Consider the following 15,498-nt stretch of genomic DNA (forward strand, 5'->3'; position numbering starts at 1 on the left):
GAGGTACGAGGCCGGGTTCTACCGGCGCCGCGCGGGAGGCGAGGTGACCGCCGCTGGCCGACGGACTACGTACCTGAGGTCCAGCATGCCGGCGCCCTTGCTGCGGCCCCGTCCTAGTCCCTCCTCCAGCGCGGCCCGTACCGACTCCGGGTGCTCTACCTTCAGCACTCCCCGAATCCGGGTCAGCCCGGCCAGGCTCGGCGGCCCCTTACGTGCCACGGACTGCTCGTCGGCGAGGTGCAGCAGGCTGAAACCGGAGCTGTAGGCCCGTGATACCAGTGGGGTGCCCTCAGTCCCGGTCTCTACGGACTCGTCCGTCAGCCACTCCCTCGCGCTCACGCGGTACTCAATCGGCAACCCCTCTTCTGCGCGGGCCTTCCTCGACGGCCGCCGCACGGTGTTTGCCAGCACCTCGAAACCCCAGACCTGACCTGCGGCCAGGCCGTCCGCCATCACCCCCATGTCCACGACCTGCGGGAAGTCCACCGTCCCCGTCAGCAGCCACGCCGGCTCTGGGCGCCGCGGGTACTGCACCGTCACGGTGGATGCGTCGTCGCGGCGCCACAGGACCCGCGCCCCGTTCTCTGCCTGTGCGATCTCCGGCGGCAGCGGGGCCGTGATCAGCCGCCACGTCTCGGAGTGCTGCGGCACAGGCCGGGGGAACCGGTAGGTAACGCGATACATGGGACTGACTCCAACTCGGCCCAGCGCGGGCCCGGGTGAAAGACAACTCGTAGGCCCTCGGCATCACGCCGAGGACCGCCCGACTATCGCCCCGCATGCGGCGGGGATACACGGTGTGCAGATCACCATGACGGTTCAGTACCTGGAACCACCCCCGCTTACGCGGGGAACGCGCCGCTTTGATCGGCTCCAGTCCACACAGGGACGGGCAGGGCACGACCCGGTTTCCCGGGCACGCGATGATCCTGCCACAGGGCACGGACCTCCGTCCTGGGTTCAGATCAGTTCGATTCCGGGGGTGGTCGGCACCATGATGATCCACCGTAGGTACTGGTCCCCGAACGGGTTGAGGGCCAACATGTGCACGTGCACCGGGTCCGGCGAGAGCAGCGGGAAGAACATGGGCCGCTCGCCTAGGTACGGTTCGGTCCGGGCAGTCCGCTCCCACAGCGCATTCACCCCCGGGCGGGCGCGTACCTCCGCCACCACCTCCGCCAACCGCGCATTGTCGGGGCAGCGCTGCCAGGTCGCGCGCACCTCGGCGAGGATCGGCAGCGCCCAACACCTCTCGAACTCCCGCAGCTGAAAACTGGCGTCCGGGCTAAAAGCCCAGGTCACGATGTTGGCGTTGGGTTTGGTCAGCCACGGCGCATGCAGACCGCCCAGCGGATTGCAGGCCAGCACGTCCCACGCCTCATCGGACAGGTAGCTGATACATCCGGTCTGCCGTTCGACCATGTCGACCAGCAGCGGGTCCGGGCGCGTTGCCGGCCGCCGCGGGATCGGGTGGCCAGCGTGGATATACAGCGCCTCAGCCTCCACCGGCGTCAAGTTCAGGATGCGCGCCACCCCGTCGATCATCGTGCGCGGGTACGGGCGCACGACCCCGTTTTCCAGTGACCAGTACAGGCGCTCCGACACGCCCAGCAGCAGCGCCATGTCCAGCTGCGTGAGGTACCTCCTCCTCGGCAGCGCAGCTTCCAGGCCGGGGATCTCACTGCGCGGCCGCCGGTGTCGCCAGCCTTGCAGCATGCTCCCGACGTCCACATTCCGCTCGTTGCCGTTGGCTCTCCTACGCCCGTCTCCCATGTAAAGCCCCCGTAAAATCGCATTTTTTGCGGGCGTTCCGCTCTCGGCGCGGTGCTGTGACCCCGCACACGTCTCACCTGCGAAGGTGATGCTACGTATCCATCATAATCACACAGGGTTACCAGAACTCCGGGTGCGGGAACTGGGGGTTCGGGTCTGCCGGGGACTTCGGGGCGCAGGGTGGGAATCACCGCAGATCACCGCCGATCACGCCCTGACCTTGGGAGTCAGCATGAGGACCCGGACCGCACCCGTTCCCGGCACCGCCGCTCACACCACCCTCAGCCGCCACCCTGCCGCCGCCCGCCGAGCCCGGATCTGGGCCCGGACCACGCTGGGCGGCTGGAGCGTCACCGGGCCGACCGCCGACGACGCTGAACTGATCGTGTCCGAACTGGTCACCAACGCGATCGTGCATTCCCTCGGGCGCATCCGGGCGCATCTCGCCATCGGCCCCGAGGGCCTGCGGATAGAGGTCCACGACGCCGGCCCCGCACCCCTGCGGCCCACCGTGGACACCGCAGCCAGCGGCCGCGGCCTGGCCATCACCCGCAGCCTGTCCACCGGATGCGGATGGGACAGCGCGCCCGGCCGCTCGACCGCGTGGGCCACCCTGCCGGCCGCCGCCTGACACCCCATCAGAACCCCGCCTCCCCCTGCCAGCTCCATGTCCCCCCAGGGGGAGGCGGCCTCATCCTCCGGCCATCCCCCCGGCCGGAGACCGCGGGCCGGGACATCCCTCTCCCGGCCCGCGGAGCCCCCAGCCCCCTCACGACACGGAGCCCGCCCGCGATGCCGTACTTTCTGCCGGAGACCGAGACCGACCCGGTGCTGACCGCCTGCCGCGGCCTGGCCCTGGCCCACCCCGACCGCCTCGCGCTGTCCGAGAAACCGCTCTACCTCACCGCGACCTCCCCCGACCCTGGCCGCCGGGTCGCGCTGGTCAGCGGCGGTGGCTCCGGCCACGACCCGCTACACACCGGCCTGCTCGGCCGCGGCGGCCTGGACGCCGCGGCGCCCGGCGGGGTCTTCGCCTCCCCACACAACGGCCAGATCTTCGCCGCGAGCCTCGATGTGCACCACGGGGGCGGTGTGCTGCACATCGTGAAGAACTACACCGGCGACAAGATCAATTTCGGGATCGCTGCCGAACGGCTCCACGCCCGCGGGGTCGAGGTCGCCACTGTAGAGATCGCCGACGACATCGCGAGCGCGGACGCCGGCGCCGGCCGACGCGGCACCGCCGCGACCGTCGTGGTGGAGAAGATCCTCGGCGCGGCCGCCGACACCGGCATGGGCCTGTACGAACTGGCCGACCTCGGCCGCGCTGTCGCCGCCGCCTCCCGCAGCCTCGCAGTCTGCGCCCGCCCCCACACCAACCCCGCCAGCCTCCGGCCCGCCGCGATGCTGCCGCCCGACATGCTCGACTACGGGGTAGGCATCCACGGCGAGCGCGGCGCCAGCAGCATCGCCCGCCCGCGCGTCCAGGACCTCATCCGCCGCATGCTCTCCGACCTCACCGCCGACACCCCCACCAGTCCCGACGGCGTGATCCTCGTCGTCAACGGCCTCGGCGGCACCTCACACCTGGAGCTCCAAGCCGTCGCGGCGATCGCCGCCGAGCAGCTGCACGAGCGCGGCGAACGGGTCGCCGCGGTGCTCACCGGCACCCACACCGCCGCCCTGGATATGGCCGGGATCTCCCTCACCCTCACCGCCCTTGCCCCCGGGTGGCTCGACTGGTGGCAGGCCCCCGCCGACACACCCCTGACCGCCTGGCCAGGCGCCGCCGCACCACCCCAGCCGGCGGCCCCGGCCGCCTCACCCCGGACGCCGCTCCCCCGCCGGCTCCCTGGCAGCCGCGCCGCCCTGGACCGCTACGCGGAGATCATCAGCCACGTGCGCGACGCGCTCGGCGACCTGGACCAGGCCGCCGGCGACGGCGACTTCGGCGACAACCTCACCGGCGGCCTGCGCGGCGCCCTCGCGCGCGTCGACGCCACCGGGGAGGACGGACTCACCGCGGCCGCCCACGTGTTCCTCGACGAGGTCGGCGGGACCAGCGGCCCCCTGTTCGGGCTGCTCTTCCAGCACCTGGGCGCGGTCACGGCCGGCTGCCCCGACGGACAGCGGCCCGCGCTGTCCGCGCTCGCCAAGGCCCTCGCGGACGGCACCACGGCGATTCAGCGCGTCGGCGGCGCCCGCATGGGAGACCGCACCCTGGTCGACGCGCTCGCCCCTGCCGCGCAACTGCTGTCCGTCAAACGCGAGGACGACCCGGCCGCGATCACCACGGCCGCGCTGGCCGCGATCAACGGCGCACGGGGCACCGCCGACATGCTCGGCGGCCGCGGCCGCTCCAGCTACGTCGGGAAGCGCGCCCTGGGCACCCCCGACCCCGGCGCCATCGGCGCCGCCCTGCTGCTGATCGCGCTCGCCGACACCTACGAGCCGGAGATGGCAACCCGGCTCCCCCTGCCCGGCTACGTCGTCCAGCCCGCCACCCGCCCGTAACCGGAGCCCATCACCAGCACCGGACGGGTGACATCCCCTCACCACCCCGCACCCCCGCCGGCCCCCAGAGCCGTTGACACCACGCACACCACCCACGGAGGCACCATGCCCACCCGCACCACGCTCGCAGTCGTCGCCGGCGTCACCCTCGCCGCCGCCGCGATCCTCCCCACCACCACCGCCCAGGCCGCGCAAGCCAGCTCCAGCTGCACCAGCGTGACGGTCCGCCAGCGCGTCGCAGTCCACTACGACCCCAACTTCACCAGCCGCGTAGTGCGCACCGCGCCCAAGGGCGAGCACGACACCGTGTGCCTGGTCGCCATCGGCCGCGGCGAGCAGTACACCGCATGCGGGCACCGCGGGTGGGATTGGGACCTGGTCCGCGGCGGATACATCCCGGACGTGTGCGCTACCCCGATCCCCTGACCGACTATCAGCACACCGTATATGCATACGATTCGCCCAATGCGGTGCAGTCCAGGAACCGGATACGGAAATCAGCCCGGCGCGTCGGTCCGATGTGAATCACACTGAGGCTAAATCAGGTTAGGATCTTGCCCATGGCAGCACGAGGGCGCGCACAGACCGGTAGGACGGGTGAGTCCGACCCCGCTAAGGCCGTGCGCGCACAAGCCATCCTGCCGCCCGGTGACCCTGTTCGCATCGCGTATGACGAGCTGGTGGAGCACTTGGGCGTCAGCGGCGCCGAGGTCGTGCGGAGGGCGATCCTCGCCCTCCGGAAGGCCGAGCCCGGCACCGGGGCAGCCCTCCGGGAGGCCGGATGAATTAAAGGGGGACAGCGGTCCCCGTCCGGCTTCCTACCGTGACGTACCGCCCAGCCCCAGGCTCATCGGGTCCCCGGCTCCCTTTGGTTGCGAGCCACTTGCCGAGGCACCCGATCCCGTCAGATGAGCAGATGAAGCGCCGTTCGCCGGTTTCCTAGGCCGACGGCGGGGGCCTTTCTGCGCCCTGATTAGCACCGAGGCGGACTCCATCGTACCAAGCCGCCGCGGTGGCGGTACCCCCATGCCGCGATCCGGTGTGTCCTCACCGGATCGCCATGTCGACATCGCCTCCGCGCCCGAAACCGCTAGCGCATCGGCCGTAGCCACGCCGGCCGGAGGGACACCTCCGGCACCGCTGGCGGTGCTCAGGCTGCCCGCCATCCGGCTCAATACGCTGTACCGGGTGGCCCAGATCTCGCATGCCCGCGGACTCCTCGCGGACACCAAGTTCCGGCTGCTTCAGTTCCTCAGCCGTCAGCGCTTGGACCCCATGACCGGCCGAGTAGAGGGCCGGTGGGGTACCGACGAGATCGACGGCGGGCTGACGCTCGCCGAGCGATACGCCTGTGTGCATGCCGTCGGCGAGGACCGGTTTTGGGACGACCTGCGCGGCGTGTACGCCGCCGGCTTCGCTGAACAGGTCGTACGCCCGGCGCCCGGCCGCCGGGCGGTGTACGCGCTGTGCCTGCGCGAGGACGCGATCCCTCACGACCTGCCCGAAGACCTCACCCGCGAGCTGCGCGTGTGGGACCTCCCGGCAGCCGTCGACCCGGACGAGGACGCGGCTTACGGCCGCCTGACGTCTCGCCAGGCTCCCCCCGTCGAACCTCTCGTGATGGTCTGCGAGAACGCGGCCACGCGCCAGCTCGCCGCCGAGCTGGCCGCCGCTCCGCGGTGGGAGCACCCGGCAGGGTCCAAGGCGGCGCAGGTGGCAGGGACAATCCGGGAGAGCGCCAAGCGTCTCCCGGTGCCCCCGGATCTCCGATGCACCGCTATCGCCGACTACGACAAGGCCGCGGAGATGACGGCCAGGGTCGAGCAACTGTTGGCGAGGAGCACCTATGGCAAAGCGTCTCCTCTATACGCGAGGGGGTTCTCACAACTAGTTGGTTTTTCATCTACAGGTAGTAGGGGGCTCGGCCCGGCATTTCGAATGGAACAGACAAAAACGACGCCTTCGGCGGCGCCTGGACCAAGCACCCGGCCGGGGCTGTTCGGCGAAGACCTTGCCGTCGTCGCTACACGGGTCCAGAGGCGCGTGTGGCACCTCTGGAGGGCCCAACTCGGCTACTCCGAGGTGTTTTTGCCATCATGCGGACCGGAGGACCGTGGTCGGTCTGTGACGGGTGACGCGTGGTCTGACCTGCACCGCACAATCATGATCGCGCTCCGGCGCGGAGGCACGGAATCGCAACTCGTCGAGCTGCTGAGCAGCAACGTGGTCCGCTACGACCAATGGGGCGCGCTCACGTTCAAGGCCACCAACGTTGGGCGCCTCGCAGGGTGGAGGCTCTGGCGGTTCATCAACGCGCAGGGCAACGCCCCCGGCTACCGCAAGATCCCGACCGTCCGGCAGGCCGATCACGTGACCTGGCGGGACAACGCAACCACCGAGGAGCGCGAGGCCGCGCGGCTCCGCACCCTGGAGGAAGGACGCCGGCGTGACGCCGCGATCCGGGCCGACCTGAATGCCCGGTGGCGCCTGGACCAGGTCGAGGAGACACCGGATCAGCTTCCCCCCGCCGACGAGCTGTCGCCGGCCGCCGAGGCCCGCCGGAATATCCGGGCCCGGCGGCCGCAGATCGAGCCCGACGGAGAGCGTACGAGGTCATGGGCCTACACCCCGCAGTCGAGCACCGCCCGCCGAGATGCCGCCCTGGCGAAAGCCCGAGCGGAGAAGCGGGCCCGCCGCCGCGGAGGCCAGCAGTGAGGCGGCCCGCCTGCACACGGCAAGGCCGCTGGCGCCGGTTTCCGGTCCGTTGTTTCCCCGACTCCCGAGAAGTTGGCCCCCCACCCCAAAACATGGTTAAATAGAAGATGTTCGGAAGGGGTTGGCGTCGCCTCCCGGTGGGGAGAACAGGGCCGACGGGACGGTCGGCGCACCCTGTTGGCGAACGCTCTCTATCCGTCATCAAGCAAGCCATGAAGGTAGGTAGGAACGATGACCGATCCCACGCCGGCGGAGGCCGCCGCGCAGTTGCTCGATGCCCGGTATCCTGGCATCCGCCAGACGCAGCCGGGCCGTATCACCGAGCGGCCGCCTCTCTCCGATGTGCAGGTGTCGCCCGAACGCGGGCACGGATACGCTGAGTTCATGTGGGCGGGTAGTCCGGCCGGCGCTGCCCATTACAAGGTGCATGTGAACGTCGGGGAACCCGAGCCCCTGGACCCCGAATCCGATGCCCTGTACCGCCGGGTGCGGAGCTGGGCCACGGTCCACTCACCCGACAACCTCAGTTTCGGCGATAGCGGGCACGTAGCGTGGTTCCGCACCAACATCCAGTCGGAACTTGCCTTTCCGTGGGTCGAAGTGGTCGCCGTAGAGGACTCGACCCACCCGCGGTACGCAAGCGCGATCCTGACCGCAGTGGGCCGCGCGTTGGAGGCCGCCGCTCTGGCCACCGTCGCGGCCGTGGCGACCAAGGCATCCGGTGATGCCGCGGTGGCGTCGGAAGAAGAGCGCGTGCGCGCTGGCCTCACGCGTCTGGAGTGGCGTAAGGAATTGCGGAGGCGACAGCGGGAGGCCCGGGAAGGTGGCGCCCAGTAACGGCCGGGTTTGAGACGCAGCAGTCCCGCAGGGGTTACCGCCCGCCGCCCCCGGTTACGCGGGACTGCTCACGATCGGCCCAGGTCGCATACGCCAGAGCTGACGCCGGTGGGCCTCAACCGCTGAACTGCGATGTTGTAAAGCACTTTACGTTTGGTGTATAGTGCTTTACATGACAGTCTTTGCGTTCGATAGTCGTTATGTGACGCAGATCGAGTTGGCTCGCGCTTATAAGGCCCTGGGGCACATCCCCGCAGTGTCTACCCGGGATTCCTGGAGCGCGATTCTGCTGGTTCACGACAGCCTATCCATGAGTTGGGCATGCCGGGTGCTGGAACCTCCGGAGTTCCGGGAGGAGCGTCCGGCGGCTTACGCCTGGCACATCATCGCCCAGGCCGGCGAACTGGGGTGGCCGCCGCTGCGGCCGGAAGCGGAGATCTGGCCCGCCCTCCTGGCCAAGGAGCCCGTGCCCACCGGCGAGAAGGCCGAACGGGAGGCCCGCATGTGGGGCCAGAGCATCGAGGAACTGCACCGCACTCGCCTGCGGCGTCACTACCTGGGAGATGCCTACATTGGCAATATGAAGCGGAATCAAGGGGACATTAATTTCGATCCTCTTGTCAGGGACTGGGATGCAACTGCCCGTGAATTCGCCGATTTCCTTGACACCCACCGCCCGCCCAATCTCACCCCTGACCAACGGGTCATGGAACAGGGAGTCCGCTTGGTCGAGCTGGAGACTGAGGCAGTAAACGCGAGGGCGAGCCTGGCCTCCCTCATGCGCAACGCCGAGCGCGAAAGCCGCCGCACGCATGGCACCGTCCGCCGCGGTTTCAAGACCGACCTGTCCCGCTGGGGCGGCGTCAGCCGCCCCACGGTGGACGCCTGGCTATACGACAGCATGGGTGTCGAGACCGACGACGCCCCCGGGGAGAGCTGACCGGTTGCCGCCAGCGAGCGTCCTCAGCCCCCGGCGGATACGCTGCGTGCAATGAGTACCGACAGGGCATTTCTCGCTATCGACCTGATTCAGCGGGCTGAGCAGGCTGTGGACTCCGTGGTCCGGATCATGGAGGACACCGGGGTGACGTTCACGATCGGCGACGTCGTCCAGAAGATCGAGCGGGAATTGCCTGACGGCTACGCCGCCTCGGTAGTGGACGCTGTGACGCTGCGTGAGTTGATCACGGATATGGTCGATTCCATGGTGAGTGGCGAGGCGTACGACAACAACTGACGCTGTTGGACGTTCCCCGGCCAAGGGCCGCCCGCCATGGCGCCTCCGCTTCGGCGACACGGAATTGGGCCGGCCCAGGTCACTCCCGCAGCGCGCCCCGCATGTGCACCGTCGGGTTGTCTGCCCAGGGCAGCAGGTCGATCCCGTACCGCGCCAAGGCCTTGGAGCCGGGCACGAACCGGCAGGACCGTTCGATGACGTGCCGGGGCATCCCCATGCGCTCCAGGTGCCGGATCAGGCCGCGGCGCATCGAGTGCCCGGTATAGCGCGGCAGCCGGCGCCGCAGCGCCCGCCGGCGAACGCGCCGGGACGTGCGGATCTCGGCGCGCTGGTCGTCGCTCTCGGCGGCCGCCAGCTCCGCGCACTCCGCCGCGGTGCTCAGCAACTCCGTTTCCGAGGTGGTGAGTTCCCGCACCAGGCCAGCCGCCCGCGCGCACGTGCGGATCAGGTTGCGGATCGTGCGGGCGCCGATGCCGGCCGCCTGCCGCGCGTCGACCGGCTGTCGGCCGGCGCACGTCCCGGTGCCGCCGATCCGGCCCCACCGGTCAATGCGCCGCAGCAGGGGCCCGGTGTGCGCGAGGCCGTGCGCGTCCAGGACGCCCATCCACTCGCGCCAGGCCCGCACCGGGCACAGGTCCGCGTCCGCTTCGCTCTGCGCGACCAGCCGCACGAAGTCCCTGCGCCTGCCGTGCACGTTGGTCTTGCTGCGGCGTACCACGATCTCCAGCGCGGGCAGCTCGACCGCCGGGCCGCCGTCCGGATCGGGCACCGCGGCGACGTCCTCGCGGACGTCGAGGACGCCGACCGCGCCCGGCTCGCAGGAGCGGCCGGCCATGTACCAATCGAGCAGCAGCGCGCACGCGTCGCGCTTGCCGCGGTCGGTCGTCCGGTCGAGGGTGCGGAGCATCTTCCGCAGGTCGGCGCGGGTGCATTCGGTCGACTGCAAGGCGTCGCCCGGGTCGTGCGGGTCGGTGGCGACTTCCAGCGCGCGGGAGTCCAGGACTCCTTGAATCAGGTACCGATCCTGGTCACCGAGGGGACGGCCGTTGATCGCCAGCAGGTTGGTCAAGGTCGAGGCGTAGGCCGCGATCGTCTCGACCGGGTGACGCAACCGCGCGAGGTGCGCGCAGTAGTCCGGCACGGTGCCCGGGTCGTACGGCGCGCGGCCGCGCTCGCGGCACCAGTCGAGGAACAACCGCGACCTGGACTCGCGGCCGCGGCGGGTGTTCTCCGGCGTGGCCAGCTCGACCCGCCGCGCGGTGTCCGCGTCGATCTCGTACCCGGCCGGGGTCAGCACCCGGCCCGCGTCGGCGGCCGCGACGAACTGCACCGGCAGCAGCAGCGAGCCGCCCGGGTCCGCGGGGGTGAGCGCCGTCATGCCCGGCCGCCCGAGCGCCCGGCCCACTCGTCCGGCCAGCCGGCCCGCTCCAGGGTGAACACCCCGGGCGGCACCTGCATGTTGGCCAGCAGGCCGGCCGACTTGCTGCCGGCGACGAGCGTGCGCAGGTACTCCACGTCCGTGGTCAGCCTCGTGACGTGCCGCCCGAAAACGTCGGTCGCCATGATGAGGCCGTACCCGCCGTCCACCGCGGGGAGGCCGGCGGCCGCGCACCAGGCGGTGTACAGGTCGGGCCCGCCGAGGTCCGCCGCCGTGGCGAAGGCGAATTCCCGCGCGGTGCTCTCGTTCCCGGGCATGACGCCCCTTTCGCCGGTTGTCTTCCGGTCCGTCCGAATCCGCTCCGGTCCGTAACAGACCCTCACGGAGGGTTCGCGCAGCAGACTATCAGTGATTTCCGACTCTGTGAGGGAATCGGAAATCATCGGCCGGCGGCGCCCGAAAACTGCATGACATGCCCGCGACAAGGCGAGATGAGTTCGGTTTGGTTTGGTTAAATTGGTTCAGTTCAGTTTGGTTTGGTACTTGAGTTTGGTTCGGTTACACGGTACGATTCAAACGAAACGTTGGAACGACCGAGAGGGCAGACCGTGCACCGACCCGAGGGCATGACCGATCAGCAGTGGGCCGAGTTCCTGGCGTGCGAGGCCGACCACCAGGAGGACATGCGGGACGCCGCTCACCGCGAATTCCTGATCGAGACCGGCCAGTTCGCCGAGGAGGACCAGGAGGAAGACCGGGCCGAGCCGGCGCCCCTGCGCATCAACCCGGACCCCTGGCCGGGCGGCGCCCCCTTCTGACTCCCCCGCCGACACCCCAACCCGAACTGAGCGAGAGGAACAGCAATGCGGCACATCGAGGGACTGCCGGCGAACGTGTCGATCGAATCGCTGACGCTGCGGGACGACGCGTACGCGGTGCTCTGCCTCATCTGCGGGGGCGGGGGCGCCCCGGCGACCGTCGAGACGTGCCGCGGCGAGATGGCGAAGGCCGCCGCGTGGGCGGCCGCGCTCCGCCACGACGACGAGCACGCCCGGCGCCGTGACGAGCTGGAGAACGGCGAGCGCCGCCGCCAGCAGGCCGCCGCGCTCAACTGGAGCCAGGCCCAGGCCGACGCGATGCTGTGGGCGGACCGCGATTGGCTGCACTTCGACGGCCGGGTGTTCTACCGCAAGGACATGAGCGACCCCCGCGCCGGCCGCGGCCGCACCGTCGCCCGGGCCCGCGTCGAGGCCCTGGTGAACGCCGGATTCCTGCGGGTCACCGGGCAGTCCGTCCAGCTCACCCGCGACGGGCACGACGCCCGCCACGCGTGGATCGCCGCCGGCGAGCCGGCCGCCCAGGAATCGCGCCACCTCCGCCCGCTGATGGGGGGCGAGGAGGAAACCCGCCAGGACGCCGAGCGTGCCGCCGCCCGCGAGCAGCAGGCCGAACGCGACGCCCTCGCCCGCCAGTTCACCCCGGAGCCGGCCCCGGCCGCCGCCGTCGACCCCGCCGCGTGCGACCACGAGCGGTACGTGTGGCTCTACCTCACCGCCGACCGCATCACCGGCCGACTCGGCTACCACCTCGCGTGTGCGTGCGGGCAGGAGACCAAGGCGTACCCCGGCAACTCCCCCGCGATGAACACCGGCACCGCGACCCGCCCGCTCGGGATCGCGGACGCCGACACCGGGACAGCCGTGTTCCACGCCGACCGGTGCGGGTACGGCGTCACCGGCCGGTGGGAGGTGCTGGACGAGCACACCAAGCGCGCCGCCGTCGAGCCCGCCGACGAGCCGCTGTGGCCGGCCGTCACCGACCCCAACCGCGGCCCCGCGGCCGCGCCGGTCGCCGCCGTCGACCAGGACGCCGCCGACCAGCCGGCCCCGGCCGATTCCGTCACGCACGCCCCGGTGACGGAAGCCCACGAGGACGAGGATCAGACCGCCCAGCGCCACCGCTCCGCCATCCTGAACGCGGAACTGGGGCTCCAGCCCGGCGAAGCCGACGCACTGACGTGGGCCGCCGCGGGACACCTGCACCGCAACGGCAACAGCTACCACCACCGCGACCCCGCCAAGGCCCGCAACCGATCCGGCCCCACCGTCGCCCGGGGCCGCGTCGAAGCGCTGATTCGAGCCGGCTACCTCCACCACGACAACGACCACGGCCCCGTCACCCTCACCCCCGCCGGAGACGCCGCGCACCACGCGTACACCGCCCTGTGCGCCGGAGCCAGTGACGACGACCTCGCCGGCTACCGCGCCCAACTCGCCGCCCACCACGACGAGCGCGAGACCCAAACCACCGCGGCGGCGAGGGATTCCGCCACGGACGAGCCCGTGACGAAAACGGCCGGCCCGGCGGCCACGGACGACGCGGCCGAGGCGTACGCCGCGTGGATCGACCGGCAGGCCGAACGTTCCGGCCGGCTCGCCGTCGACGGCCCCGGCATCGTCGGCCCCGGGACACAGATCACCTACCGGGACGGCCGCGGCCCCGGCATGCGCTCGAAGCACTCGACTTCCGGCACCGTCGTACGGATCGGCCGTACGGCCGTCGCGTGGCGCCCGTACGGCGCCCACCGGGTGCTGCGGACCCCGCTGGACCACATGCGGGTGACCGTGCCCCGCACCGGCGCCGTGGTCGAGGGCAGCGGCCGCACCGCCGGATGGCGCCGGTGGAGCCTCGCCGAACACCTCGCATACGCCCGCCGGTCGACCACCCCAGCCCCCGAGACCGTCGAGGCCGCCAGCGCCCCGCAGAGCGCCCCGCAGGACCCGGCCCGGCCGGACGCCCGCCCGGAGGACACCGAGCCCGTACAACTGCCGCTGTGGCCCGCGCCGGTGGCCTCTCATGCCGCGGCCGCCGACGGTTCGACGGCCGCCGTCGAGTCCCGAGCCGTCACCACGGCGGCCGTGACGGAATCCCCCGCCGTCGCGGTGGCCGCCGGCCCGGTGGTGGTCATCCCGTGCAGCGGCGCGAAATTGGACCGCCCGGCGCCCGCCTGTGAGCTCTACCGCGGATCGCTGCACACCATGTGCCGTCGGGCCGCCGACGCGCTCACCGCCGACGGGGGCACCGTCGTGGTGCTCTCCGCCCGGTGGGGACTGGTGCCCCTCGCCCAGGTGATCGCCCCGTACGAGCTCCGCATGGGAGACCCCGGAGCCGTCACCGCCGCCGAACTCCGCGCGCAGGCCACGCGGCTGGGAATCGACCGTGCCGAGGACGTGACCGTACTCGCCGGCGCCGCGTACACCACCGCGGCCCGTAGCGTGTGGTCCCACGCCGCCACCCCGCTCGCCGGAAGCCGCGGAATCGGCGAGATGCGCCAGCGCCTCGCCCAGCTCGCCCGCACCGGCCGCCGCCAGACCGCATGACCTCCGACCCGCCCCGCCACCCCCGAGGAGACACCGCCGTGACCGATCAGCCCGCCACCGCCACGCACGACCAGGACGACGAGTACACCCGCGTGCGGCGCGTCATGACAGACGCTGAGTACGACACCGCCTATGACCGTGCAGACACAGCGGCGCGGGCCGCCGGCGTCACGGTGCCTCACCCCGCACTGTCCGACATGGTCCGCGGGGTTCTCGCCGCCGCCGGTCTGCTCACCCCGCCGCCGGAGCCGGACACCGAGGCCGGGACGTGCACCGCGCTGTTCCCCGACCCCGAGGGCGAGTGGTGGCAGTGCGAGCAGGAGCCCCACGACCCCGACGAGGGGCACGACGGGGGCGATTGGGGTTGGAGCGACAAGAGCCCGAACGCCATCCCCGCCACCCGCCCGTAGGACCGCGAGACACCCTCGACCGGCTGCGCGAAACCGTCCGCCGGTCAAGTCGCCGAGCTCTACGCTTGGCGAGTGCTCCCCACCTTTGTGGGGTTTGTCCGAGCCCACCCACAAACCCGAAAGAGGGAGCATGAGCACCGTCACTCTGCACACGGCCGACGTTTGGCGAGTCCAGTACACCAGGGCCGGGATCACACACGGCGACAAGCCCGCAGACCTGTGCCACGCCGTCCTGTGGTCCGTCAGCACCGCCCAGGATGGCGCCGCGGAAGTAGTGGGCGGTATCTGCTTCGGCAGCGAGTACACCTACGAGGGCCCCGGGATCGCGTTCCGAGGACGCCAGGAGGGCGACACCATCGCGGTGAGCGCCCACGGGATCAGCGCGGAACCCGAATCCGGCCACATGACCGCCCAGCCAATCACGCACGTGCGTCTGATCGGCACGGACCCGATCAGCACGTACGTTCCACGCGATCCCGCCTACAACAGTTGCGAGATTATGGCCGCCGGGGCTCGCAAGAGGACTGACCCGCAGGACCCGACGTACCACGGCTGGATCTGGACCGCGGAAGGCGCGTCCCCCAGCGTGTAGCCGCATCCTGCGCCCACGACACGCGGCCCCCGCTACTCAGCATCTTGGCCGGCGCCGCCTGTAACCGGGGGGCGCCGGCCAACGCGTTGACCAACCAACGACCACACGAGAGACGAGAGAGCGTGAGCGAGACCGAGGGCACCCAGCCGACCGGCACCACGACGGCCGACACGAAGACGTGCCGATACCCCGGGTGCACCCGGGAGCCGGAACCCGCGAAGGGGCCGGGCCGCCCGCCGCAGTTCTGCAACGACCCCGGACACAACAAGACCACCGCGTTCCACGAGCGCCGCCGACGAGCCAAGGAGACCGCAGCCGCCGCCGGCCAGGTCACCACCGACGACCCAAACCGGCCAGTCGACTACTCGGCGACCCGCACCCGCGAGTTGCTGCCGATCGTCAAACGCCTCGCCGTCGAGCTACGCGGCAGCTTCGCCGAGCTGGTCGCGCAGTTGGACACGATGACGGACCCCGGCGCGGCCGCCGTCGAGATGGAGACCGCACAGGCCACGGCTGACGAGGCCGTGGCCAAGGCAGAGGCAGCACAACGCACCGCGATGAGGGAGCGCAACGAGGCCATCGCGCAGCGCGAGGAAGCCGACGAACTCGCGGAGGAGGCCCAGGCCGAGGCGGAGCGGGTGAAGGCCGAGGCGGCGCAGCAG

15 protein-coding genes and 1 pseudogene are annotated in these 15,498 nt (G+C 71.1%); 12 read left to right on the forward strand and 4 right to left on the reverse strand.

The features are described 5' to 3' along the window. Positions 1 to 18: 18 nt before the first annotated feature. Positions 19 to 651, reverse strand: a complete 633-nt coding sequence (locus AC3EVP_RS35075; RefSeq protein WP_435137337.1) for a type I-E CRISPR-associated protein Cas6/Cse3/CasE — start codon at positions 649 to 651, stop codon at positions 19 to 21. A gap of 309 nt (positions 652 to 960) precedes the next feature. After that, entirely contained in the window at positions 961 to 1,623 is a 663-nt protein-coding gene (locus tag AC3EVP_RS35080) for an MmyB family transcriptional regulator (protein ID WP_435137340.1), read from the reverse strand. Between the two features lie 382 nt (positions 1,624 to 2,005). Between AC3EVP_RS35080 and AC3EVP_RS35085 the strand changes: the two genes are divergently transcribed. The 7 genes from AC3EVP_RS35085 to AC3EVP_RS35115 all read left to right on the forward strand — a co-directional run bounded on the left by AC3EVP_RS35085 (position 2,006) and on the right by AC3EVP_RS35115 (position 9,076). Further along, entirely contained in the window at positions 2,006 to 2,404 is a 399-nt protein-coding gene (locus tag AC3EVP_RS35085; protein ID WP_435137343.1) for an ATP-binding protein, read from the forward strand. Between the two features lie 161 nt (positions 2,405 to 2,565). Continuing rightward, entirely contained in the window at positions 2,566 to 4,287 is a 1,722-nt protein-coding gene (locus AC3EVP_RS35090; RefSeq protein ID WP_435137346.1) for a dihydroxyacetone kinase subunit DhaK, read from the forward strand. A 105-nt stretch (positions 4,288 to 4,392) separates the two neighbouring features. Then, a complete protein-coding gene (locus tag AC3EVP_RS35095; RefSeq protein WP_435137349.1) occupies positions 4,393 to 4,713 on the forward strand; it encodes a hypothetical protein in 321 nt (106 codons plus the stop codon). A gap of 762 nt (positions 4,714 to 5,475) precedes the next feature. Then, a complete protein-coding gene (locus tag AC3EVP_RS35100; protein ID WP_435137352.1) occupies positions 5,476 to 7,002 on the forward strand; it encodes a hypothetical protein in 1,527 nt (508 codons plus the stop codon). A gap of 231 nt (positions 7,003 to 7,233) precedes the next feature. Then, entirely contained in the window at positions 7,234 to 7,839 is a 606-nt protein-coding gene (locus AC3EVP_RS35105) for a hypothetical protein (RefSeq protein ID WP_435137355.1), read from the forward strand. A gap of 172 nt (positions 7,840 to 8,011) precedes the next feature. Then, positions 8,012 to 8,779, forward strand: a complete 768-nt coding sequence (locus AC3EVP_RS35110; RefSeq protein ID WP_435137358.1) for a hypothetical protein — start codon at positions 8,012 to 8,014, stop codon at positions 8,777 to 8,779. Positions 8,780 to 8,830: 51 nt separating this feature from the next. Then, complete coding sequence (locus AC3EVP_RS35115) at positions 8,831 to 9,076, forward strand: hypothetical protein (RefSeq protein ID WP_435137361.1); 246 nt, start codon at positions 8,831 to 8,833, stop codon at positions 9,074 to 9,076. 79 nt (positions 9,077 to 9,155) lie between these two features. Here AC3EVP_RS35115 and AC3EVP_RS35120 read toward each other — a convergent pair whose 3' ends face one another. Together AC3EVP_RS35120 and AC3EVP_RS35125 are read right to left on the reverse strand one after the other, a co-directional pair. Then, entirely contained in the window at positions 9,156 to 10,454 is a 1,299-nt protein-coding gene (locus AC3EVP_RS35120) for a site-specific integrase (protein ID WP_435137364.1), read from the reverse strand. Next, positions 10,451 to 10,771: a hypothetical protein gene (locus AC3EVP_RS35125; protein WP_435137367.1), complete on the reverse strand. Its 321-nt coding sequence runs from the start codon at positions 10,769 to 10,771 to the stop codon at positions 10,451 to 10,453. Before AC3EVP_RS35125 ends, AC3EVP_RS35120 begins: the two co-directional genes overlap by 4 nt. A 309-nt stretch (positions 10,772 to 11,080) precedes the next feature. Here AC3EVP_RS35125 and AC3EVP_RS35130 point away from each other — a divergent pair, with 309 nt between their 5' ends. The 5 genes and pseudogenes from AC3EVP_RS35130 to AC3EVP_RS35150 all read left to right on the forward strand — a co-directional run. Continuing rightward, positions 11,081 to 11,272, forward strand: coding sequence for a hypothetical protein (locus AC3EVP_RS35130; RefSeq protein ID WP_335983060.1), 192 nt, complete (start codon positions 11,081 to 11,083; stop codon positions 11,270 to 11,272). Between the two features lie 45 nt (positions 11,273 to 11,317). Further along, entirely contained in the window at positions 11,318 to 13,834 is a 2,517-nt protein-coding gene (locus AC3EVP_RS35135; RefSeq protein WP_435137370.1) for a DUF6884 domain-containing protein, read from the forward strand. A 38-nt stretch (positions 13,835 to 13,872) separates the two neighbouring features. Then, the gene (locus AC3EVP_RS35140) at positions 13,873 to 14,244 is read left to right on the forward strand and encodes a hypothetical protein (RefSeq protein WP_335983056.1); all 372 of its coding nucleotides are present in this window, start codon (positions 13,873 to 13,875) and stop codon (positions 14,242 to 14,244) included. A 130-nt stretch (positions 14,245 to 14,374) separates the two neighbouring features. Continuing rightward, positions 14,375 to 14,836 (forward strand): hypothetical protein, encoded by a 462-nt coding sequence (locus AC3EVP_RS35145; RefSeq protein ID WP_335983054.1) that lies wholly within the window; start codon positions 14,375 to 14,377, stop codon positions 14,834 to 14,836. Positions 14,837 to 14,958: 122 nt separating this feature from the next. Continuing rightward, positions 14,959 to 15,498: pseudogene (locus tag AC3EVP_RS35150) on the forward strand (hypothetical protein); the annotation flags it as partial.

Source organism: Actinacidiphila sp. bgisy144 (assembly GCF_057708105.1).

Bases quoted from the DNA above. Each gene is read 5' to 3' on its own strand.
- AC3EVP_RS35125 (WP_435137367.1), bottom strand. From the start codon at position 10,771: ATGCCCGGGAACGAGAGCACCGCGCGGGAATTCGCCTTCGCCACGGCG.
- AC3EVP_RS35145 (WP_335983054.1), top strand. From the start codon at position 14,375: ATGAGCACCGTCACTCTGCACACGGCCGACGTTTGGCGAGTCCAGTAC.
- AC3EVP_RS35135 (WP_435137370.1), top strand. From the start codon at position 11,318: ATGCGGCACATCGAGGGACTGCCGGCGAACGTGTCGATCGAATCGCTG.
- AC3EVP_RS35095 (WP_435137349.1), top strand. From the start codon at position 4,393: ATGCCCACCCGCACCACGCTCGCAGTCGTCGCCGGCGTCACCCTCGCC.
- AC3EVP_RS35105 (WP_435137355.1), top strand. From the start codon at position 7,234: ATGACCGATCCCACGCCGGCGGAGGCCGCCGCGCAGTTGCTCGATGCC.
- AC3EVP_RS35115 (WP_435137361.1), top strand. From the start codon at position 8,831: ATGAGTACCGACAGGGCATTTCTCGCTATCGACCTGATTCAGCGGGCT.
- AC3EVP_RS35110 (WP_435137358.1), top strand. From the start codon at position 8,012: ATGACAGTCTTTGCGTTCGATAGTCGTTATGTGACGCAGATCGAGTTG.
- AC3EVP_RS35080 (WP_435137340.1), bottom strand. From the start codon at position 1,623: ATGGCGCTGCTGCTGGGCGTGTCGGAGCGCCTGTACTGGTCACTGGAA.
- AC3EVP_RS35085 (WP_435137343.1), top strand. From the start codon at position 2,006: ATGAGGACCCGGACCGCACCCGTTCCCGGCACCGCCGCTCACACCACC.
- AC3EVP_RS35120 (WP_435137364.1), bottom strand. From the start codon at position 10,454: ATGACGGCGCTCACCCCCGCGGACCCGGGCGGCTCGCTGCTGCTGCCG.
- AC3EVP_RS35090 (WP_435137346.1), top strand. From the start codon at position 2,566: ATGCCGTACTTTCTGCCGGAGACCGAGACCGACCCGGTGCTGACCGCC.
- AC3EVP_RS35130 (WP_335983060.1), top strand. From the start codon at position 11,081: ATGACCGATCAGCAGTGGGCCGAGTTCCTGGCGTGCGAGGCCGACCAC.